The sequence below is a fragment of the Planomonospora sp. ID67723 genome (assembly GCF_015711605.1).
In the GTDB taxonomy this organism is placed as follows: Bacteria; Actinomycetota; Actinomycetes; order Streptosporangiales; family Streptosporangiaceae; genus Planomonospora_A.
This window is the reverse complement of sequence record NZ_JABTEZ010000002.1, coordinates 297,192-319,122: the sequence shown is the minus strand read 5'-3', so window position 1 is coordinate 319,122 and position 21,931 is coordinate 297,192. Positions and strand designations below refer to the sequence as shown.

Genomic DNA, 21,931 nt, shown 5'->3' with positions numbered 1-21,931 from the left:
CGCGGCCTCGACGGGGCTCGTGACGGCGCAGGACCGGCGGCCCTCCGCGGTGGAGGGCCGCCGGTCCTGCGCGGCGGGCGGACCTCAGGAGGGCAGGACCTTCGCGTCTCCGGCGCCGGTCTCGACCCGGACGGTGCGGGATGCGGAGGTCTGGTTGGTGACCTCGACGGTCTCGTCTCCGGCGCCGCTCTCGGCCGTCACCCGGTAGGTCTCGCGCGGCAGCCGTACCGTGGCGTCGCCCGCGCCGGTCTCGATCTGGACCTCGTCCGGCGCCGTGGTGAACTTCGCCTCGACGTCCCCCGCCCCCGTGTCGGCGAGGAACCGCTTGCCGCCCAGACCGGTGGCGTCGACGTCACCGGCGCCGGTGTCGACGTCCGCCTCCCCGCTGAGCGAGCGCAGGATGATGTCGCCTGAGCCGGTGTCCGCCTTGACCGCCACCCCCTTCGGGATCTCGATCTTGTAGTCGACGCTGCAGGTCACCGAGCCGAACCCGCCCGGACACGTGTACTTCAGCGCCAGGGTGTCACCGGTCACGACGTGCTCGGTCTTCGGCTTCTCCTTGTTCCAGTGGATCGTCTCGGTGACCTTGATCCCCGTCCGGTCGGACTCGTTCACCACGATGTCCCCGGACCCGGAGTCCACGGTGAGCCGCAGCACCTTCTCCGGCACGTCATAGGAGGAGACGGCCTGCTCGGCCAGGCCGAAGCCGTCGAACTGACACCCGGAGAGCACCAGGACCGAGCCCACGAACGCCCCCGCGGCAAGCATCTTCTTCTTCATGAGCCCAATCCTCGACTTCCGGGAAGCTTCCCGCTTCCCTCTCACGACCCGTTACCGCATCCCTCCGAGGGGGGATGTGACTCCACTGTGGCCCACCGGCCCGCCGCCCCCCATCCGGGAAGCCCCCGAAGCGGCCCTGAGGGACCCCCGGCTTTTGACCGGCAAGTGACCGTCCAGTAGCGTCTATTCCACAATTCAGAAGACATTTTCCATCATGTGGAAAACATGGAAAGGAAGCCCATGGACGGCGTTGAGATCACCGGCACCCCCCAGGACCGGTTCGACGAGATCCTCACGCCGGAGGCGCTGACCTTCGTGGCCACCCTCCAGCGGGAGTTCGGCGCCCGGCGCCTCGAGCTGCTCCAGGCCCGGCAGGTGCGGCAGGCGGAGCTGTCGGCCGGCGGCGTCCTCGGCTTCCTTCCCGAGACCGAGCACGTGCGCACGTCCGAGTGGAAGGTCGCCGCGCCCGCGCCCGGCCTGGTGGACCGCCGCGTGGAGATCACCGGCCCGGTCGACCGGAAGATGACGATCAACGCCCTCAACTCCGGGGCCAAGGTCTGGCTGGCCGACTTCGAGGACGCCAACTCCCCCACCTGGGAGAACACCATCAGCGGCCAGCTCAACCTGCGGGACGCGCTGGACCGGACCATCGACTTCGAAACCGGCGGCAAGAGCTACGCGCTCAAGCCCGACGAGGAGCTGGCCACCGTCGTGGTCCGCCCGCGCGGCTGGCACCTGGAGGAGAAGCACCTGCTCCTCGACGGAGCCCCGGTGTCCGGCTCCCTGGTCGACTTCGGCCTCTACTTCTTCCACTGCGCCGCCCGGCAGATCGCCAAGGGCAAGGGCCCCTACTTCTACCTGCCGAAGATGGAGTCGCACCTGGAGGCCCGCCTCTGGAACGACGTCTTCGTCCGGGCCCAGGACCTGCTCGGCATCCCGCAGGGCACGATCCGCGCGACCGTGCTGATCGAGACCTACCCGGCCGCGTTCGAGATGGAGGAGATCCTCTACGAGCTGCGCGAGCACTCCGCCGGCCTCAACGCGGGCCGCTGGGACTACCTGTTCAGCGTGATCAAGAAGTTCCGCACCCGGGGCAAGGAGTTCCTGCTCCCCGAGCGCAACGCGGTGACCATGACCGCCCCGTTCATGCGCGCCTACACCGAGCTGCTGGTGCGCACCTGCCACAAGCGCGGCGCCCACGCCATCGGCGGCATGGCCGCCTTCATCCCCTCCCGCCGCGACCCCGAGGTCAACAAGATCGCGCTGGAGAAGGTCCGTGCGGACAAGACCCGCGAGTCCGGCGACGGCTTCGACGGCTCGTGGGTGGCCCACCCCGACCTGGTCCCGATCTGCCGCGAGGTCTTCGACGGCGTGCTCGGCGGCAAGCCCAACCAGCTCGACCGGCTCCGCGAGGACGTCTCGGTCTCGGCCGCCGACCTGCTCGCGGTCTCCGAGACCCCCGGCGACATCACCGAGGCCGGCCTGCGCAACAACGTGGACGTGGCGCTGCGCTACCTCGCCGCCTGGATGGGCGGGCTGGGCGCGGTGGCGATCCACAATCTGATGGAGGACGCCGCCACCGCCGAGATCTCCCGCTCCCAGATCTGGCAGTGGATCCACAACGGCATCGAGCTGGCCGACACCGGGGCGGCGGTCACCAAGGAGCTCGTCGAGCAGATCATCGACGAGGAGCTCGCCAAGATCAAGGCCGAGCCCGGCTACGACGAGGCCCTCTACTCCCAGGCCACCTCCCTGTTCAAGGAGGTCGCCCTGGACGACGACTTCGCCGAGTTCCTCACCCTGCCCGCCTATGCCCGCATGCCGTGACGCGGAAGTCCCGGGGATCGTCCTGCCGCCAGGACGATCCCCGGGACTTCGCGGCCGGGCAGGCCGCCGTCCGGCTCCGCCGTGTTCCGGCACCCGCCCGACGGCCTGTTGGACGGGTTCCGCTCCGTCCCCCAAGCTGAGGGGCGGGCGAAGGAGGTGCAGCGGTGACGGAGACGCTCGATGAGCTGGCCCGGCGGCTGGAGGAGGCGCTGCCGCCGGGGGCGGTGATCACTGATCCGGTACGGCTGCGCACCTACGAGTGCGACGGCCTGACCCACCACCGGGCGGTGCCCGGCGTCGTCGTGCTGCCGGAGAGCGCCGAGCAGATCGCCGCCGTCGTGAGGCTATGCGGCGAGTACGGCGTGCCGTTCGTGGCGCGCGGCGCGGGGACCGGGCTGTCGGGCGGCGCGCTGCCGCGCACCGACGGGGTGCTGGTGGTGACCTCGAAGATGCGGCGGATCCTGGCGGTCGACCTGGCGAACCGGCGGGCCGTGGTGGAGCCGGGGGTGACCAACCTGGCGATCACCGAGGCGGTCCGCGAGCACGGCTACTACTACGCACCCGACCCGTCCAGCCAGCAGGTCTGCACGATCGGCGGGAACGTCGCGGAGAACTCCGGCGGCGCGCACTGCCTGAAGTACGGCTTCACGGTCAACCACGTGCTCGCCCTGGAGATCGTCACCCCCGACGGAGAGATCGTCACGCTCGACGCCGACGATCCCGGCTACGACCTGCTGGGCGCGTTCGTCGGCTCGGAGGGCACGCTCGGCATCACCACCAAGGTCACCGTACGGCTCTCGCGGGCGCCCCAGGCCGTGACGACGCTGCTGGCGGCGTTCAAGGACATCGAGCAGGGCGGGCAGGCCGTCTCGGCGATCATCGGCGGCGGCGTCGTCCCAGCCGCGATCGAGATGATGGACGCCCTGGCGATCGAGGCGGCCGAGGCCGCGGTCGCCTGCGCCTACCCGCGCGGCGCGGGGGCGGTGCTCATCGTGGAGCTGGACGGCCCGGCCGCGGAGGTGGCGCACCAGTTCGCCGAGGTGGAGCGGGTCTGCCTGGACAGCGGCGCGTTCGAGCTGCGGACCGCCGCCGGGCCCGAGGAGCGGGCCGCGATCTGGAAGGGGCGCAAGTCGGCGTTCGCGGCGGTCGGCCGGATCAGCCCCGCCTACATCGTGCAGGACGGCGTGGTCCCCCGGACCGCGCTGCCGGAGGTGCTGGCGAGCATCGACCGGCTCTCCGCCGAGCACGGGATCCGGGTGGCCAACGTCTTCCACGCCGGGGACGGGAACCTCCACCCGCTGGTTCTGTTCGACGACGCCGAGCCGGGCGCGGGCGAGCGTGCCGAGCTGGTCTCCGGCCGGATCCTCGACCTGTGCATCGAGCACGGCGGCTCCATCACCGGAGAACATGGTGTTGGTGTAGACAAGTCCCGATACATGCCGAAAATGTTCACCGACGACGATCTGGACACCATGCAACTGGTCCGCTGCGCCTTCGACTCCCGCGGCCTGTCCAACCCGGGCAAGATCTTCCCCACCCCCCGTCTCTGCGGCGAGGTCCCGGGCGTGCGCAAGGGCGTGCACCCGCTGGTGGAGTCCGGGCGGGCGGAGCAGTTCTGATGAGCACGCCGCAGAACACCGGTCCGCGGGACGCACCGTACGGAACCGGCGCGCACCGGGCCGCCGGCGAGGCGCTGCGCGGGACCGGCGTGACGGTCCGCGAGGCGGATCCGGACGACGCCGTGGCCGGAGTGATGCCGAGCTGGGTGGCGCTGCCGGAGAGCACCGAGGAGGTCGCGGCGCTGATGCGCGTCTCGGCCTCCCACGATCTCGCCGTGGTCCCGGCCGGCGGCGGCACCAGGCTGCACTGGGGCGCCCCGCCCGACCGCTGCGACCTGCTGGTCGACACCTGCTGCCTGAACGCGATCCCGGAGCACGCCTCCGGCGACCTGGTGGTGCGGGCGCAGGCGGGTGTGACCATGGACGCCCTGGCCGAAGCCCTCGCCGCCGAGGGCCAGGAGCTCGCCCTCGACGTCCCGGTGCCCGGTTCCACCGTCGGCGGCACCCTCGCCACCGCCGCCGCAGGCCCCCGCAGGCTCCGCTACGGCACCGCCCGCGACCTGCTGATCGGCATCACGGTCGTGCTCGCCGACGGCACGATCGCCCGCTCCGGGGGGAAGGTCGTCAAGAACGTCGCCGGCTACGACCTCGGCAAGCTGTTCACCGGCTCCTACGGCACGCTCGGGATCATCACCGAGGCCGTGTTCCGCCTGCACCCGGTCTCCCCGGCCCGCCGCTGGATCACCGCGGACCTTCCGGCGGACCCGGGAGCGGTCGCCGCCGCACTCGCGGCCTCGCAGGCCGAGCCGAGCGCGGTCGAGCTGGACTGGCTCGCGCCCTCCCCGAGGTTCACGGTCTCCGCGCTGGTCGAAGGCGCGGCGGTGGAGGACCGGGCACACGCCGTACGGGCCGTGCTGGGAGGCGACGGCGGCGGGAAGGCTCCCGGATGGTGGGGGGCGCCCCCCGGCGAGGTGCTGCTGGAGCTGAGGGTCCCGCCCTCGGGCGTGGACGGCGCGCTGTCGGCGGTCGCCGCGCGCGGGCTGCCCGCCCGGGTGCGGGGCGCGCTGGCCTCGGCGGTCCTGCAGATCGCGCCGGCCGTGGACATCGGCGGACCGGAGTTCGCGGCGTTCGTCTCGGGCCTGCGCGGCGACGTCGCCCCGTTCGGCGGCAGGCTCACCGTGCTCGCCGCGCCCCCGGAGCTCGCCCGGCTCGCCGACCGCTGGGGTCCGGTGGGAGCGCTGCCGCTGATGCGGCGGGTCAAGGAACGGTTCGACCCCGGCCGGAGGATGTCCCCCGGCAGACTGGCGGGAGGCATCTGAGGTGGACCCCGAGCTGATCGACGACTGCGTGCACTGCGGGTTCTGCCTGCCCACCTGCCCGACCTACGTTCTGTGGGGCGAGGAGATGGACTCCCCGCGCGGCCGGATCCACCTGATGAAGCAGCACGTCGAGGGCACTCCCCTGACGGACGAGATGGCCGGGCACTTCGACGCCTGCCTGGGCTGTATGGCGTGCGTGACGGCCTGCCCCTCCGGGGTGCGCTACGACAAGCTGATCGAGCAGACGCGTGCCGAGGTGGAGCGCGAACACGTCCGGGAACCCTCCGACCGGGCCCTGCGCGAGCTGGTCTTCCAGCTCTTCCCCTACCCGCGGCGGCTGCGCGCGATGCGCCTGCCGCTGCGGCTCAGCGCGGGGCTGCGGCGCAGGATCGCGCCCGGGCTCGAACGGGTCAACCCGTCCCTGGCGGCGATGGCCGATCTCGCGCCCGAGCGGCCCTCCCGGGTACGGCTGCCGCGCCGCGTCGAGGCGGTCGGCCGGCGCAGGGCCACGGTCGGCATGCTCACCGGGTGCGTGCAGGGCGAATTCTTCCCGCAGGTCAACGCGGCCACCGCCCGGGTGCTCGCGATGGAGGGCTGCGAGGTGGTGATCCCGCCCGCGCAGGGCTGCTGCGGAGCGCTGCCGCTGCACTCCGGCCGCCCCGAGCAGGCCGTGCGGTTCGCCCGGCGGACGGTCGCGGTCTTCGAGCGTGCCGGCGTGGACACGATCGTGGTCAATGCGGCCGGATGCGGTTCGACCATGAAGGAGTACGCGGAGATCTTCGAGGGGATCGGCGACGGAGAGTGGGCCGGTCGGGCCCGGGCGATCCGGGCCGTGGACCTGGCGGAGTACCTCGCCGAGCTCGGGCCGGCGGCCAGGCGCCACCCGCTCCCGCTCGCGGTCGCCTACCACGACGCCTGCCACCTGGCGCACGCCCAGGGGGTGCGCTCCCAGCCGCGTGAGCTGCTGGCCGCCATTCCCGGCCTGGAGCTGAGGGAGATCGCCGAATCGTCGATCTGCTGCGGCTCCGCCGGGACGTACAACCTGTTCCAGCCCGAGGCCGCCCGAGAGCTGGGCGACCGCAAGGCCGGGCGGGTCCTCGCCACCCGCGCCGACCTGCTGGTCTCGGCCAACCCCGGATGCACCATGCAGATCACCTCGGCGATCCGCCGGTCCGGCGCGGCCCCCATCCCCGTGGCGCACACCGCCCAGGTCCTCGACGCCTCCCTGCGCGGCCTGGAGAAGGTCGCATGAGCACCACTCCCCCGGAGAAGCACGTGAACGGAGCGACGGCCGCGAACGCGGCAGGCCCCCCGGACCGCGCGAGCAGAGCGAGCGCCATGGGCACGGAAGGGCGCCCCGGTGAGCCAACCGATGAGCGAGGGAGCGAGGAACGAGCGGACGAGCGAAGAGCGCGGCCACCGGTACCCGGGCGCCCGGACCGCGCGAGCAGAGCGAGCGCCATGGGCACGGTGCAGTCCGTCGACCGGGCCCTCGACCTGCTGGAGGCGCTGGCCGGTCACGGCGGCGAAGCCGGGATCTCGGAGCTGGCCGGCGCGACCGGCCTGCCGTACGGGACGATCCACCGACTGCTGCGCACGCTGCTCGACCGGGGGTACGTGCGCCAGGAGTCCGACCGGCGCTACGCGCTGGGCGGGGCGCTGGTGCGGCTCGGCGGGGTGGCCGAGCGCATGGTCGGCGTGTGGGCGCAGCCGTACCTGAAGCGGATGGTGGAGCTGTCCGGCGAGACGGCGAACATGGCGGTGCTGGAGGGCGACTTCATCGTCTACGTCGCGCAGATCCCATCGCCCCGGCGGCTGCGCATGTTCGCCGAGGTCGGCAGGAGGGTGCTGCCGCACAGCACGGCCGTCGGCAAGGTCCTGCTGGCCGACCGGCCGGACGCCGAGGTGGCCTCGCTCGTCGAACGGACGGGGATGCCCCGGCGGACCGCCAACACGATCACCGACCTGCCCGGCATGCTCGCCGAGCTGGGACGGGTGCGGGACCGGGGGTACGCACTGGACCTGGGCGAGGAGGAGCTCGGCGTGCACTGCCTGGCCGTCGGGGTGCACGACGGCGCGCGGACGGTCGCCGCCATGTCGGTCTCCGGCCCGGCCGAGCGCATCGACGCCCTCGACCGGGAGGAGCTCGCCGCGGGCATGCGGAAGATCGCCCGGGACTTCGGCTCCGAACTCGGCGGTGGTCTCAGCCCCGCTTCCGGCAGAGGGTGATCAAGCCGGTGACCACGGGGACGGAGCGGATCGGCGGCTCCCCGGGAGCGGACCGGTGAAGGTCACTGCCGGTTCGGCGGGGTGATGTTGAGGTCGCTGCCCTGGGGAACCGGCACCACCGTGACCTGGCCCTTCTGGATGGCCTGCCAGAGCACGGCACCGTCCGGGCCGAGAACCCTCACCAGGTCCTTGATGGACTCGATCTCGGTGCGGACCTTGGCGTTGCGCTGGGCCTGCGCGACGTTCTCGGCCTTCGCGGCCTGCTCTGCGGCCAGGGCGTCGACCAGGGCGTCGGGCGGTTCCGGCTTCTGGATCGTGAGCGAGATGTCGCCGCAGTCACCGCTGCCGGCGTAGTTCTGACTGCAGAAGTAGTCGGCCCCGGCCGTCTCCTTGATGAACTCCCGCGCCAGCGTGCCGACCCTCGCCTCCCAGGCCTGCTTCACCTTCGGGTCGTTGAACAGCCCGCGCCACTCGAACTCCTGGGAGGCCGCGTCCAGGGCCCGGTCCAGCGGGATCCGCATGTAGGTGCCGAGCATCCGCCTCCACCCCTCGGATTCACCGTCGTCGAAGTAGGAGCGGAACTTCAGCCCGATCTTCTCGTGGAACTGCTGGAGCGTCTTGCAGTCGGTGTTCAGCGTGAAGGTCGCCACCCCCGAGACCAGCATCTCGACGTTGTCCTTGCTGACGACGCTGAGCGGTTTGGACTCGGCGCCGTCGGCTCCGGAGAAGTCGAAGGTCCGCTGGCCGAACGGGTAGGAGTATCCGGTGTCGCCGGGCCCGAGCAGCGTGGCTCCGCTGGAGGGGTTGATGCACTTCTCGAACTTGATGGCCTCGAAGGTCCCGCCCGCGTAGTGCAGGACGACCTCGTCGGGCTGTGTGCTCACCCGGGTGCATCCGCTGAGCAGGAAGCCCAGCACCACCACCGCGCCGAGGGCCAGCAGGAACCATCTCAGCAACCGCCTGCCGCCGGCCTTCTGTGCGCTCATCGCCACTCCCTTTACGTCCGCTTTACCGAAGGCGGATCTTAGCCGCCCGGCGGCTTCGGGGCGGCTCCAGGCTGCTCCCGGTTCCGTCACGCCCGCTCTGCGGCCCGGTCCCCGGTCGGCGGACAGGCGGACCCTGCCGATCAGCCCTCCCGGGGAACGGCCCGGCCGAGCGGCGTACCGGACGCCCGAGGCCCGCTGTCCGGAATCCGCCGGGTCACCGGTTCGACGGGTTTCCTCATCTGCCCGGGTCGTCGTCCGATTGGAGGGGACCGGAGTCCATGGAAGAAACGGACGGTCTCATGTGTGCTCCCTCTTGTCTGGCGGCGGCGGCCGCCACCTGCCGACCGAAGGCCACCCCCTAGGGGCCGATCGGCTGCCGGGACGTACGGCTAGGAGAAACCTGATGAACCCGTCTTCACCTGAGGTGGCCCGCCGCCAGGCCATTCATCCCCGTGCCTGGCTGGGCTTCCTGCTGCTGGGAAGCGTGCTGACGGCGATCGCCTCGGTCGTCACCGAACGGCTGCCGAGGGTGGAGGTGCTGTGCTGGGGGTTGGGGCAGGGCGCCTCGGCGCTGGCCGTCTTCGCCGGCACCCGCCGGCACGGCCTGGCACGGTCGCGACCGTGGCGGCTGATGCGCCTCGCCGTCGTGGTGGCCTGGGCGGCCACCACGCTGGGCTGGGGCGTCGGCGGCGTGTGGCTGGGCAATTCCGAGCTGTTGGAGCTGTACCGGGTCGGCACCCTTACCGCCTACGGCCTGTCGCTGACCGCGTTGATCTCGTTGAGCGTGCAGACCAACGGCTCCCGCTTGGCGGGCCTGCTGGACGGCGGCATCATCAGCGTCGGGGTGGCCATGCCGCTGTGGACCTTCCTCATCGCCCCGGCGATCGACCACAGCGGCCGCCTGAGCACCGCGTTCGTCTTCGCGCTGGCCCCGCCGGTCATCGACCTGTTCGCCTTCGGCGTCATCACCCGCATGATCCTCGACAGCGGCCGCGCCCCGTGGCTGCGCCTGCTGAGCGTCTCCTACCTCGCCCTGTTCGTCGCCGACGGCGCTTACCTGCTCGACCAGGTCGCCGGCCGCCCGGCCGGCCCCCTCACCACGATCGGCTGGCTGGGCTGGTCGGTGCTGACCGGGGCCGTGGCGCTGCACCCCAGCATGGTCGGCGCCGGCCGGACCCGGCCCGCGGCCGTCTCCGGCCGGAACCGCGTCTTGATCTTCCTGGCGTTGGCGCTGCTCAGCCCGGCGGTCTCCATCCTGGGCGGGTGGCGGCAGAGCGACGTCTCCTCGCACAGTGACCTGGTGGTGGCGGTGCTGACCCTGCTCCTGGCCGTCCTGCTGGTGCTGCGGCTGAGCGTGGTGGCCGGGATCGCCGAGACCCAGGCCGCCGACCTGCGCGACGCCCTGCACCAGCAGGACGTCCTCCAGCGCAGCCTGTCCCACCGCGCCTCCCACGACCCGTTGACCGGGCTGGGCAACCGCATCCTGCTGGGCGAGGCCCTGCAGGGCGCCATCGCCGACCACGCCGCGCACCCCGACACTCCCGCACCTGCGCTGCTGCTGCTGGACCTGGACGGATTCAAGGACGTCAACGACACCTACGGCCACCCCGTCGGCGACGAGCTGCTGACCGTCGTGGCCCGCCGCCTGCGCGACCTGACCGCCGACGGGCAGGTGCTTGCCCGGCTCGGCGGCGACGAGTTCGCCATCCTGCTGCCCGGCGCCGGCCCGGGCACCGCCACGGCCGCAGCCGAGCGGGTGCTGGCCGCGATACGGGTTCCCTACACCCTCGACGGCCGCGAGCTGTATGTGACCACCAGCATCGGCGTCCTGGCCGAGGCCTCCCTGACCACCGCCAGTGACGCGCTGCGCGATGCGGACCTGGCCCTGTACGCGGCCAAGGCCGCCGGCAAGAACCAGATCGCGGTCTTCGACTACACCCTGCGCGCCGAGCGCCTGCACCACGCCGAGATCGCCGCCGATCTGCGCCAGGCCCTGGCCCGGAACGAGTTCAGTCTGGCCTACCAGCCCGTCGTCGACCTGGCCTCGGGCGCCATCTACGCGGTCGAGGCGCTGCTGCGCTGGACCCCGGCCGGGGGCCGCCCCGTCCCGCCGGACGTGTTCGTCCCCGTCGCCGAGGACACCGGATTGATCGTCGAGATCGGCCGGTGGGCACTGGAGCGGGCCTGCGCCGACGCGCGCCGCTGGCACGAGCGCTACGGCATCGCCGTGACCGTCAACGTCTCGGGCCGCCAGCTGCGCGAGCGCACCTTCCGGGACACGGTCCTGGAGGTCCTGGTCCGCTCGCAGCTGCCGCGCAACGCGCTGACCCTGGAGGTGACCGAGAGCATGCTGCTGGCCACCAGCCCGGCCGAGACCCAGCGCATCGTGGAGGTCCTGGCCGACCTGCGCACCCACGGCGTGCGCATCGCCCTGGACGACTTCGGCACCGGTTACTCGTCGCTGTCGTACCTGCGCACCCTGCCGGTCGACATCCTCAAGATCGACCGCTCGTTCACCGCCCCGCTCACCAACACCGACCACCGCCAGGCCCGCGCCTTCACCAAGGCGATCGTGGAGCTGGCGGCAAGCCTGGACCTGGCCACCGTCGTCGAGGGCGTCGAGTCGCGCGAGCAGGCGGGCGTGCTGCAGCAGATGGGCTGCCCGCTGGCGCAGGGCTACCTGTTCTCCCCGCCCATCTCCCCGAGGGAGGTCGACGACCTGCTCCGGGTCACCCCGTGGCGGCACGCCGCCTGACCGGCCGCCCCGTCTGCCGCGGCGGCCCCCGTGCACCGAGCGCGATCCGGGCTCCGCGTCACCCGGATCGGGGAGCGGCGGGGACCGGTCCTTCGCTTCGGCGGGACCCCGCAGAGCCGTCGGACCGGAGCTCCGCCTGCGAGGCACCGTCTCGCCGATCCGGAGTCTCCGGCCCGCCTGGAGATCCGAACGCCGAACGGGCCCCAGTCGCCGAGCTCGCGACGAGGCCCTAGTCGCCGAGCTCGCGACGGCGGCGGGTGACGTAGTCCTGGAGCTCCTCGCGGACCGCGTCGTCGAGCGGGGGCTGCTCGTACTCCTCCAGCTTCGCCCGGTAGATCTCCCCGGCCCGCGCCGCGGCATCGTGGGCGCCACGCCGTACCCAGCGCTCGTAGTTGTCCGACGACGACAGCAGCGGCCGGTAGAAGCAGGTCCGGAAGCGCTCCATGGTGTGCGCCGCGCCCAGGAAGTGGCCGCCGTGACCGACCTCGGCGTGGGCGTCGAACGCCAGGGACTCCTCGGTGATCTCCATCGGGGTGAACTCGTGCTGGAGCATGCGCAGGATCTCGACGTCCACGATGAACTTCTCGAAGCCGCTGACCAGACCGCCCTCCAGCCAGCCCGCGGCGTGCATGACCCAGTTGGCGCCCGCCAGGAAGGTGGGCAGCATCGTCATCAGCGCCTCGTAGCCGGCCTGGGCATCGGCGGTCTGCGAGGAGGTCAGGGCCCCGCCCGAGCGCCAGGGCAGGCCGAAGTGGCGGGCGATCTGACCGGTGCACAGCAGCCCGGCGGCCGACTCGGGGGTGCCGAAGCAGGGCGAGCCGGACTGCATGTCGATGTTCGACAGGAACGAGCCGAAGATCACCGGGCAGCCGGGGCGGATGAGCTGGGACAGGGCGATCCCGGTGAGCGCCTCGGCGATCTGCTGGACCAGCGTGGCCGGCACCGAGACCGGCGACATGGCGCCCATCAGCAGGAACGGGGTGAGGACGACCGGCTGGTTCGCCGCGGAGTACTCGAACTGGGCGTCCAGCATGCGGTCGTCCCAGCGCAGCGGCGAGTTGCAGTTGATCAGGGAGATGGTGGCCGGAGTCGTCTCGATGTCGCCGAGCAGGATGCGGGTCATCGCGATGGTGTCGGCGGCGTTCGGGCCGGAGACCACGTTGCCCATGTAGATCTTGTCGGTCAGCGTCTGGAGCGCGTAGACCATGTCGAGATGGCGCGAGTCGAGCGGCGCGTCGCCGGGCTCGCAGACCACGCCCCCGGCGGAGTCCATCTCGCCGAAGACCTGCGAGAGCTTGCAGAAGCGGTGGAAGTCGCCGAGCGTCGCCTCCCGGCGGACCCCGCCCTCGCGCACGAACGGCGAGCCGTACACCGCGCCGAAGGCCATGTGGTCGCCGCCGATGTGCACGCTGTTGGCGGGGTTGCGGGCCTGGACGTCGAACTCCCGCGGTGCCTTCGCGACCTGTTCGAGAATGAACTCCGGGTCGAAGAAGACGTTGTTGTCCTCGACCTTCATCCCGGCCCTGCGCAGCAGCTCCAGCGCCCGGGGGGACATGAACTCGACTCCGATCTCGGAGACGATGCGGCGCCAGCCGCGGTCGAGGGTGGCCATCGCGTCGGCGGACAGGATCTCGTAGCGGGGCATCTGGTTCAGGAACACAGCCACTCCTTCTGACCCTCTTGACCCGGATCTGAGGCGATTTTACGCTCAAGAAGTGGAACCAAGGTTCCATAATATGGAACTCCGCGAAGGGGGCGCCGTTGAACCGGGCGTGACGAGGGCGGGGCCGATCGCCGGCGCCGGACCACGACGCGAGGCGCCGCAACGAGCAGGAGAGTGCCATGAAGACCTCATCCGGGACCCAGGCCGTCGACCGGGCGGCGCAACTGCTCGTCCGCGTCGTGGAGGCGGGCGAGCCGCAGCCGTTCACCACGCTGCTCACCGAGTCCGGGCTGCCTAAGAGCACCACCTCCCGCCTGCTGTCGGCCCTGGAGCGGCACGGCCTTCTCCGGCGCGACCACAACGGCGCGTTCCGGCCGGGGCCGGTGCTCGCCCGCTACGCCAGCCGGTCCGGCAGCGCCGACCTGGTCGCCACCGCCCAGCCGTACCTGGAGCGGATCGGGGAGAAGACCGGTGAGACCGTCAACCTGGCCGTACTCAGCGGCGGCGCGGTCGAGCAGATCGCCCAGGTCGACAGCAGCTACCTGCTCGGTGCGATGAACTGGGTCGGACTGCGCGTGCCGCTGCACTGCTCGGCCCTGGGCAAGGTCTTCCTCGCCCACGGCGCGGCCGAGCTGCCCCGCGGGCCGCTGGAGCGCCGCACCCCCCGGACCGTCACCGACCGCCGGGACCTCGACCGGGAGCTCACGGAGATCCGGCGGCGCGGTTACGGCGTGGCCCGCGAGGAGCTGGAACCCGGCCTGATCGCCGTCGCGGCCGCCGTTCGGGGCGGGGACGGCGCCGTCATCGCGGCCCTGTCGGTCTCCGGGCCGTCGGTCCGCCTCGTCCCGGAGCGCGTCACCGAGATCGGCGGGCTTCTGACCGCCGAGGCCGCCACCCTCTCCCAAGTGTTAGGAGCCCCCCGTTGACCGAGCAAGAGATCCTGCAGGGCCTCTACGACCGGACGCTCGTGGGAGACGCCCCGGCCGTCCTCGACCTGACCGGCCGGGGCCTGGCCTCGGGCATGGCGCCCGAGACGATGCTGTTCGACGCGCTGATCCCCTCCCTGGAGGAGGTGGGCGCCCGGTTCGAGCGCGGTGACTTCTTCGTGCCGGAGATGCTGATCGCCGGGCGGGCGATGGCCGGCGCGATGGAGGTGCTGCGCCCGCTGCTGGCCCAGACCGGCGCGACGTCGCTGGGCACGTTCCTGATGGGCACGGTCAAGGGCGACGTGCACGACATCGGCAAGAACCTGGTGAACATCATGCTGGAGGGCGCCGGGTTCCAGGTGATCGACCTGGGCGTGCAGGTGGCGCCGGAGAAGTTCGTCGCGGCGATCCGCGAGCACCGGCCCGACATCGTCGGCTTCTCGGCCTTCCTCACCACGACGATGCCGATGTTCAAGGCGAACATCAACGCGCTGGAGAAGGCGGGGCTGCGCGACCAGGTGATCGTCATGGTCGGCGGGGCCCCGGTCACGCAGGAGTACGCCGACGCGGTCGGCGCGGACGGCTACGCCGCCGACGCCTCCACCGCCGTCCGCCGCGCCAAGGAGCTCCTGGCCGAGCGCCGTGCCATGGCCGGGACCTCCTCGTGAGCCGGGCGGGCCTGTGATGTCCGGGCTCGCCGGACTGCTGGCCTCGGGCACCCCGGTCGTCACGGCCGAGTTCCCCGTGGTGGACGCCGACATGTCCGCGCTGGTACGGCACGCGGACCGGCTGCGCGGCTGGGCCGACGCGGTCAACGTCACCGACAACACCGCCGCCCACGCGCACGCCAGCAACGTCGCGGTCGCGGTGGCCGTCCGGCGGCTCGGCCTGGACCCGATCATGCAGGTGGTCTGCCGGGACAAGAACCGGCTGGCCCTGCAGGCCGACATCGTGGGCGCCGCGCTGCACGGCGTCCGGGCCGTCTGCTGCATGACGGGCGACGACGTCACGGCCGGAGACGAGCCCGAGGCCCGCCCCGTGTTCGACCTCGACGGGCCGCGGCTGGTCAGGGCCGCCGCCTCGCTCGCCGAGGGCCGCTACCTGTCCGGCCGCAGGCTCGATCCGGCTCCGGAGCTGCTGGTCGGCGCCGTGGAGAGCCCGGGCTTCCTGCCGCACTCCCGCCCGGTGGAGCGCGCGGTGCAGAAGGTCCAGGCCGGGGCCCGGTTCCTGCAGTTGCAGATCTGCTACCACCAGGACCGGCTGGCGGCGTTCATGGCGGGCGTGGCGCGGGCCGGGCTGACCGCCCGTGCGGCGTTCCTGCCGACGATCTGCCTGGTCGAGGGGGTCCGCGGGCTGCGGTTCATGGACGGGAAGCTGCCCGGCGTCTCGGTCCCCGCGGAGACGATCGACCGGGTGGAGCGGGCCGCCGACCCCTCCGCCGCCGCCTACGACCTCGCCCTCGAACAGGCCAGGCACGCGCTCGGCCTGCCCGGGGTGCGCGGCCTGCACCTGGTCGACTTCCGCGGCGGCGACGCCGTCCCCCGCCTCCTGTCCGACCTGCGCATCTCCCGCCGCCCTCCCGCCGTCCCCGCCTAGGAGGCACGCCGTGCACACCGTCCTGAGATCCCGCACCAGGGAAGTGGTCATCGGCCACGACCGGCCGTTCTGCGTCATCGGGGAGCGCATCAACCCGACCGGACGCGCGAAGTTCGCCGAGGCGCTGCGCGCGGGCGACCTGTCCCAGGTGGTCGTCGACGTGGAGCGGCAGGTCGCGGCCGGGGCGCACGTGCTCGACGTGAACGCGGGCGTGCCGCTCACCGACGAGGCCGAGCTGCTCGCGGCCGTGATCAAGCTCGTCCAGGAGCACACCGACCTGCCGCTGTGCATCGACTCCTCGGTGGTCGAGGCCCTGTCCGCGGGGCTGGCGGTCTACCAGGGCAAGGCCCTGGTCAACTCCGTGACCGGCGAGGACGACCGGCTCGCCGAGATCCTGCCGCTGGTCAAGCGGCACGGCGCGGCGGTGGTCGCGCTGGCCAACGACGAGACCGGCATCCCGGAGACCGCCGAGCAGCGGCTGGAGATCACCGGGAAGATCGTCCGGGTGGCCGTCGAGGAGTACGGCATCCCGGTCGAGGACATCGTCATCGACCCGCTCGCGATGACCGTCGGCGCCGACACCGACGCGGTGAACACGACCCTGGAGACCATCCGGGCGATCCGCGAAGCCTACGGGCTCAACATGTGCCTGGGCGCCTCCAACGTCTCCTTCGGCCTGCCCGACCGGCACGCGCTGAGCGCCGCCTTCCTGCCGATGGCCGCCGCCGCCGGGCTGACCAGCGCCATCATGAACGCCCTCGCCCCCGAGTGCGTCACCGCCGCCCGCGCCGCCGACCTGCTGCTCGGCAACGACCCGTGGGGCGCTGCCTGGATCGCCGCCTACCGGGCCAGGCGGACGTGACCGGAGAGGGTCCCGGCGCCGGGCGGGTACGGCTGCGCCTGCTGGCCGAGGGCAGGCCGCCCAAGGAGGTGAGCGTGCCGCCCGGGGTGAGCGTGTTCGAGGCGGCGAGCTGGAACGGCGTGGCCGTCGACTCGACCTGCGGCGGGCACGGCACCTGCCGCAAGTGCAAGGTCAGGGTGACCGGCACGGGCGGTCCCGCGGGCGCGGTCCCGGTCTCCCGCCTGGACCCCCGCGCGTTCACCCCCGAGCAGCTGCGCGACGGGTGGCGGCTGGCCTGCCTGGCCCCGGCCGTCTCCGACCTGGAGGTGGAGGTGCCCGCGCTCTCCACCCGGCCGAAGGCGGCGACCGTGGGGGTGGGCCGGCAGGTCATCCTGCGTCCCGCCGTGCAGAAGCGCTACGTCGAGCTGGCCGAGCCCTCGCTCTCCGACCAGGTCCCGGACCTGGAACGGCTGCTGGCGGCCCTGGACGACCTGGAACTCACCCCGGACCTGCACGCCGTACGAGCCGTGGGAAGGGTGATGCGGGCGGCGGACTTCAAGGTCACCGCGGTGGTCGTGGACGACGCGCTGATCGACGTGGAGCCCGGGGACACCAGCGGGTCGCGCTACGGCCTCGCCTTCGACCTGGGCACGACGACGGTCGTGGCGACGCTGCTGGACCTGTCGGCCGGGACTCCGGTGGCGGTGCGCTCGATGCTCAACCTGCAGCAGCCGTACGGCGCCGACGTGATCTCCCGGATCAGCGCGACCATGCTGGACCCCGCCGCGCTGGACCGGTTGCGGGACGCGGCGCGCGAGACGCTGGACCAGCTCGCCCTGGAGGTGTGCAAGGAGGGGGAGGTCTCCCCCGAGCACGTCTACGAGGTGGCGCTGGCCGGGAACGCGACCATGGTGCACCTCGTCCTCGGCGTCGATCCCGAGCCGCTGGGCGTGGCGCCGTTCGTGATGGCGGCCCGCGCGCTGCCCGTGTTGCTCGCCTCGGACCTGGGCCTGCGGCTGCATCCCCGGGCGCGGGCCGTGGTGCTGCCCGCGCTGGGCGCGTACGTCGGCGGCGACGTCGTGGCCGGGGCGCTGGCGACCGGCATGGACCGGGACCGGCGGCTGCGGCTGTTCATCGACGTGGGCACCAACTGCGAGATCGTGCTGGGGGACGCCGACCGGCTGCTGGCCACGGCCGCCCCGGCCGGTCCGGCCTTCGAGGGCGCCCAGATCCGCTGCGGCATGCGCGCCTCGGCGGGAGCGATCGAGACGGTACGGCTCACCCCCTCGGTGGAGCTGGGCGTGATCGGCGACGCCGAGCCGGTGGGGCTGTGCGGGTCGGGGCTGGTGGACGCCGTGTCGGAGCTGCTGCGAGTCGGCCTGCTCGACCGCTCGGGCCGGTTCGTCCCGGACGCGGAGGCCGTACGGCTGGCGCCGGAGCTGGCCGACCGGCTGGCCACGGTCGGCCGGGAGCGGGTCTTCACCCTGGCCGGGGAGGTGTACCTGTCCCAGCGGGACGTGCGCGAGCTGCAGTTCGCCAAGGCCGCGATCGCGACGGGGTGGCGGCTGCTGCTGCAGGAGTACGGGGTCGGGGAGGACGAGATCCAGCAGGTCCTGCTGGCCGGCTCCTTCGGCTCCTACCTCTCCCCCGCCTCGGCGGTCCGCATCGGCCTGGTGCCGGCGCTGGCGCTGCCCCGGATCGTCAGCGCGGGCAACGTCGCCGGTGAGGGCGCCAAGCTCGCCCTGCTCTCGGTCCAGGAGCGCGCCGGGGCCCTCGCCCTCCTGAAGGAGATCCACTATGTCGAGCTCTCCGACCGCCCCGACTTCAACGACCGCTTCGTCGACCTCCTCTCCTTCTGACTCTCCCCCCGAGGCGGGGGTGATCGCGTGCGGGGCGCTGGCGGGACACGTGAGGCAGATCGCGGCGCGGCGCGGCTGGGCGGTCGAGGTGTACCCGCTCGCGCCGTTGCTGCACAACCGGCCGGCCCTGATCGCCGCCGAGGTCGAGGCGGTGGTCGAGGCGGCGCGGGGAAGGCACCGGCGGCTGGCGGTGGCCTACGCCGACTGCGGGACCTACGGGGCGCTGGACGCGGTGTGCGAGCGGCACGGCCTGGCGCGGCTGCGCGGTGAGCACTGCTACGACGTCTTCGCCGGTCCGGACGCGCGGAAGCTGGCCGAGGAGGAGCCGGGAACGTACTTCCTCACCGACTACCTGGTCCGCACCTTCCACCGCTCCGTCGTCGCCGAGCTCGGGCTGGACCGCTACCCCGGCCTGCGCGACGCCTACTTCGCCCACTATCGCCGCGCCGTCTGGCTGGCCCAGCTCCCGACGCCGGAGCTGCGCGCGCTGGCCGTACGGGCGGCGGAGCTCCTGGGTCTGCCCCTCGTGGTCCGCGAGACCGGGGATGAGAACCTGGAGCTGGGACTGAGGGAGCTGCTGGAACCAGGTTCGTGACGCCTGCCTCCGCGGCCACATTCCCGGCGGCCCATTGACAGGCGGGGGGCGGAGGAGAAGTGTCCGGATATACCTCTGCCGCGAGTGTGCGGCCGCATCACGGCGGCACACCATCGGGTGTCCGGGGGGCCGGCGATCCTCGACGGCACCGCCATGCCCGAAACGCGACGAAAGCGACGGGAGAGATCACATGTCCGCTCCATCCGACCCCACCCTGGGGACATCGGCGTCCCCGTCCGGCACGGTCGTCCTCGAACACCACCTGCGCGAGGAGGCCGTCCAGCCCGACGGGAGGGTCCGTGAGCAGCACCCGGAGACGGGAGGCCTCCGGCAGGAGGCCCAGTGGCAGCTGACGCGCGGCAGATACCGCAGCACGGGCCAGGACTGCCAGCTCGAACTCCGCGTGGACGTCGACGGCACCCGCCCGCAGCACCGCGTCAGCGCCGACTTCTTCTCCACCAGCGGGAACACGACCTCCTACTTCGGCTCCCTCATCGTGCACCTGCCGACGGTCACCGTCACGGCCGAGGAGATCGTGATCGAGGGGACGGGGACCTTCACCTTCACCGCCGGCGCCCCGCTCGTGCGGGTGAGCATCCCGCGCAGGACCGTCCTGCAGTCCCAGGCCGACGCGACCGTGCGGTTCTCCGCCGCCTCGGGCGAGCCCGGCGCCGCCTACACCTGCTCGTTCGTCTCGCCGTACTTCCGCAGCGTGGTCCTGGAGCAGGACTCGGTGACCGGGACCGTGCCGTTCGTCTCCTACGACACCGCCGCGCTGCCCCAGCCCCCGGACAGCCAGATCCGCGAGCTCACCGTCGCCCGCGCCTACGCCGAGGCCGGAATCGAGCTCCAGATGTCCGGCCTGTCCGACGTCATCACCACCGAGAGCGCCGGGACCGACCTGCTCTGGGACGACGCCGAGCTGCACAACGCGATGGTGCGGCACTTCAGCGCGCACGACAACGTGCCCCAGTGGAAGGTCTGGATGCTGGTCGCCAGCGCGCACACCGGCGGCTACCGCGGGATCATGTTCGACTACGGCGACACCTGCCAGCGCCAGGGCGCTGCGGTCTTCTACAACGCGATCAAGGGCGAGAATCCGCAGGCCCTGCGCGCCCAGCTGCGCACCTACGTGCACGAGATCGGCCACGCCTTCAACCTGCTGCACTCCTGGCAGAAGCACCTGGCCGTCCCGCCGCAGCCGCTGGGCCCCAACGGCGGCCTGGCGGACCTGAGCTGGATGAACTACGTCCAGAACTACCGCCCGCTCTCCGGAGCCGGAGGCGAGGCGGCCTACTGGGCGGCGTTCCCGTTCCAGTTCACCGACAGCGAGCTGATCCACCTCCGCCACGGCCACTACCGCGACGTGATCATGGGTGCGAACCCCTTCGGGGCGGGCGCCGCGGAGATCGCCCCCGAGCTCTTCGACGAGCCGGTCGAGGACCGGTCGGGCCTCGCCCTGCACCTGCGCGCCACCAAGGAGGCCTTCGCGTTCGGCGAGCCGGTGGTCGTGGAGCTCAAGCTCTGCACCACCGACCTGCGCGGCCGCAGCACCCACGGCCACCTGCATCCCGACACCGACTTCACGCACATCGCGATCACCCAGCCGTCCGGCCGGACCGTGCTCTACCGGCCGATGCTGCGCCACTGCGTGGACGAGACGACCATGATCCGGCTGGACGGGGAGAACCCGGCGATCTACCGCAGCGCCTACATCGGCCACGGCAGCGACGGGCACTACTTCCAGCAGCCCGGCGAGTACCGCGTCCGGGCCCAGTACCTGGCCTCCGACGGCTCCAGGGTCGTCTCCCCGGTCTGCCTGATCAGGGTCCGCTATCCCGTCACGCAGGACGACCAGCAGGTCGCCGAGCTGATGCTGGGCGAGGAGTCGGGCAAGCTCCTGTCCCTGCTCGGCTCCGACTCCCCCTGCCTGTCCTCGGGAAACGACGCGCTGAGCGAGGTCATCGAGCGGTACGGCGAGCACCCCCTGGCCGTCTACGCCCGCATGGCCCAGGGCATCAACGCCGAGCGGGAGTTCAAGGACCTCACCGCCGACAAGGAGCTGAAGATCCGCCAGCCCGACACCAAGGAGAGCATCCAGCAGCTCACCATGGTGGCCGACGCCTCGGCGAGGGGCGCGGGCGTGGACAACATCACGCTCAACATGGTGATGCGCCGCCTGGCCCGCGCCCAGGCCAAGCAGGGCGACCTGGAGCAGGCCACCGGCACGATCGACAAGATGGTCCACACCTTCGAGGCCAAGCACCTGCGCCCGGCCGTGCTCGACCAGATCCGGCGGCAGGCCGAGCGCGCCAAGGCGACGCTCGTCACCGAGGCGGGGGAACGGCCCGCTCCGAAGAAGCGGTGACCTGAGAAAAGGTGACATGTCCGTCGCTGTTGGCATGCTCACCGGGAAACCGAGAAGAAGGACACCGTGCTCCGGATAGAACTGACCGCTCCCGGCGGGCCGTACCCCGCCGGGAAGCCGGTCCCCGTCTCCGTCTCCCTCGTGGCCGCCGCCGAGCTGCTGATCACCGGCGTCCTCGACGGCTCGGAGGACGGCAGTCGCTACCCCCGCTACCTGCCGTCGGTCTCCTTCGGGGGCCGGGTCGTCGCCGCCCCGCCGGTCCCGGAGGACCCCCTGGTCGGCCCCCTGCGGGTCTCCGACTTCGTACGGCTGGCGCCCGGCGAGGCGTTCGACCCCTGCGCGATCCGGACCCTGGCCGTCTTCGAGACCTTCGCGCCCGGCACACCCGGCTCCTACGCCTACACGCTGACCCTGGACACCGAGAGCCCCGCCCCCGAGCAGTGGCTCGGCCGCTTCGGCCAGACCGACGTCCCCGAGGTCCTGGACCTCGTCCGCCGGGCCCCCCGCCTCCGGATCACCTCGCCGCCCCTGCTCGTGAAAGTCGGTTGAAGCACGGAACCGTATACCGTCCGGTGACGGAGTAGAGGGTGTGGGCGCGGACGCGCCCGCAGACAAGGACCCTCTCATG

General features: G+C 72.3%; 17 protein-coding genes. 14 read left to right on the top strand and 3 right to left on the bottom strand.

Translation table 11 applies throughout. From position 1 onward, the window contains the following. Window positions 1–84: 84 nt before the first annotated feature. Window positions 85–780, bottom strand: a complete 696-nt coding sequence (locus tag HS041_RS14110; RefSeq protein ID WP_196441142.1) for a DUF4097 family beta strand repeat-containing protein — start codon at window positions 778–780, stop codon at window positions 85–87. A gap of 240 nt (window positions 781–1,020) precedes the next feature. Between HS041_RS14110 and aceB the strand changes: the two genes are divergently transcribed. From aceB to HS041_RS14085, 5 genes are all read left to right on the top strand, one after another. Further along, entirely contained in the window at window positions 1,021–2,607 is a 1,587-nt protein-coding gene (gene aceB, locus HS041_RS14105; protein ID WP_196441141.1) for a malate synthase A, read from the top strand. 164 nt (window positions 2,608–2,771) lie between these two features. Further along, window positions 2,772–4,226, top strand: coding sequence for an FAD-linked oxidase C-terminal domain-containing protein (locus tag HS041_RS14100; RefSeq protein ID WP_196441140.1), 1,455 nt, complete (start codon window positions 2,772–2,774; stop codon window positions 4,224–4,226). Further along, on the top strand, window positions 4,226–5,485 hold the full coding sequence (locus tag HS041_RS14095) for an FAD-binding oxidoreductase (protein WP_196441139.1): 1,260 nt from the start codon (window positions 4,226–4,228) through the stop codon (window positions 5,483–5,485). The genes HS041_RS14100 and HS041_RS14095 overlap by 1 nt, the downstream gene beginning before the upstream one ends. Window position 5,486: 1 nt before the next feature. Next, entirely contained in the window at window positions 5,487–6,737 is a 1,251-nt protein-coding gene (locus HS041_RS14090; protein ID WP_196441138.1) for a (Fe-S)-binding protein, read from the top strand. Between the two features lie 209 nt (window positions 6,738–6,946). Next, window positions 6,947–7,714, top strand: a complete 768-nt coding sequence (locus HS041_RS14085) for an IclR family transcriptional regulator (RefSeq protein ID WP_196441137.1) — start codon at window positions 6,947–6,949, stop codon at window positions 7,712–7,714. 62 nt (window positions 7,715–7,776) lie between these two features. Here HS041_RS14085 and HS041_RS14080 read toward each other — a convergent pair whose 3' ends face one another. After that, the gene (locus HS041_RS14080; RefSeq protein ID WP_196441136.1) at window positions 7,777–8,700 is read right to left on the bottom strand and encodes an SPFH domain-containing protein; all 924 of its coding nucleotides are present in this window, start codon (window positions 8,698–8,700) and stop codon (window positions 7,777–7,779) included. Between the two features lie 403 nt (window positions 8,701–9,103). Here HS041_RS14080 and HS041_RS14075 point away from each other — a divergent pair, with 403 nt between their 5' ends. Further along, a complete protein-coding gene (locus HS041_RS14075) occupies window positions 9,104–11,455 on the top strand; it encodes a putative bifunctional diguanylate cyclase/phosphodiesterase (protein WP_196441135.1) in 2,352 nt (783 codons plus the stop codon). Window positions 11,456–11,684: 229 nt separating this feature from the next. On the opposite strand, the gene HS041_RS14070 is transcribed toward HS041_RS14075, so the two are convergent. Continuing rightward, complete coding sequence (locus HS041_RS14070; protein ID WP_196441134.1) at window positions 11,685–13,115, bottom strand: trimethylamine methyltransferase family protein; 1,431 nt, start codon at window positions 13,113–13,115, stop codon at window positions 11,685–11,687. 182 nt (window positions 13,116–13,297) lie between these two features. Between HS041_RS14070 and HS041_RS14065 the strand changes: the two genes are divergently transcribed. The 8 genes from HS041_RS14065 to HS041_RS14030 all read left to right on the top strand — a co-directional run bounded on the left by HS041_RS14065 (window position 13,298) and on the right by HS041_RS14030 (window position 21,852). Next, entirely contained in the window at window positions 13,298–14,044 is a 747-nt protein-coding gene (locus HS041_RS14065) for an IclR family transcriptional regulator (protein ID WP_196441133.1), read from the top strand. Further along, a complete protein-coding gene (locus HS041_RS14060) occupies window positions 14,041–14,712 on the top strand; it encodes a corrinoid protein (protein WP_196441132.1) in 672 nt (223 codons plus the stop codon). Before HS041_RS14065 ends, HS041_RS14060 begins: the two co-directional genes overlap by 4 nt. 16 nt (window positions 14,713–14,728) lie before the next feature. Further along, on the top strand, window positions 14,729–15,640 hold the full coding sequence (locus HS041_RS14055) for a methylenetetrahydrofolate reductase (protein WP_196441131.1): 912 nt from the start codon (window positions 14,729–14,731) through the stop codon (window positions 15,638–15,640). A 10-nt stretch (window positions 15,641–15,650) separates the two neighbouring features. After that, window positions 15,651–16,502, top strand: coding sequence for a dihydropteroate synthase (locus HS041_RS14050; protein WP_196441130.1), 852 nt, complete (start codon window positions 15,651–15,653; stop codon window positions 16,500–16,502). Then, a complete protein-coding gene (locus tag HS041_RS14045; protein ID WP_196441129.1) occupies window positions 16,499–18,340 on the top strand; it encodes an ASKHA domain-containing protein in 1,842 nt (613 codons plus the stop codon). Before HS041_RS14050 ends, HS041_RS14045 begins: the two co-directional genes overlap by 4 nt. 49 nt (window positions 18,341–18,389) lie before the next feature. Then, window positions 18,390–18,935, top strand: a complete 546-nt coding sequence (locus HS041_RS14040; protein WP_196441128.1) for a DUF1638 domain-containing protein — start codon at window positions 18,390–18,392, stop codon at window positions 18,933–18,935. Between the two features lie 190 nt (window positions 18,936–19,125). After that, window positions 19,126–21,303, top strand: coding sequence for a hypothetical protein (locus HS041_RS14035; protein WP_196441127.1), 2,178 nt, complete (start codon window positions 19,126–19,128; stop codon window positions 21,301–21,303). A gap of 66 nt (window positions 21,304–21,369) precedes the next feature. Next, window positions 21,370–21,852, top strand: a complete 483-nt coding sequence (locus HS041_RS14030; protein ID WP_196441126.1) for a hypothetical protein — start codon at window positions 21,370–21,372, stop codon at window positions 21,850–21,852. The last annotated feature ends 79 nt before the right edge of the window (window positions 21,853–21,931 follow it).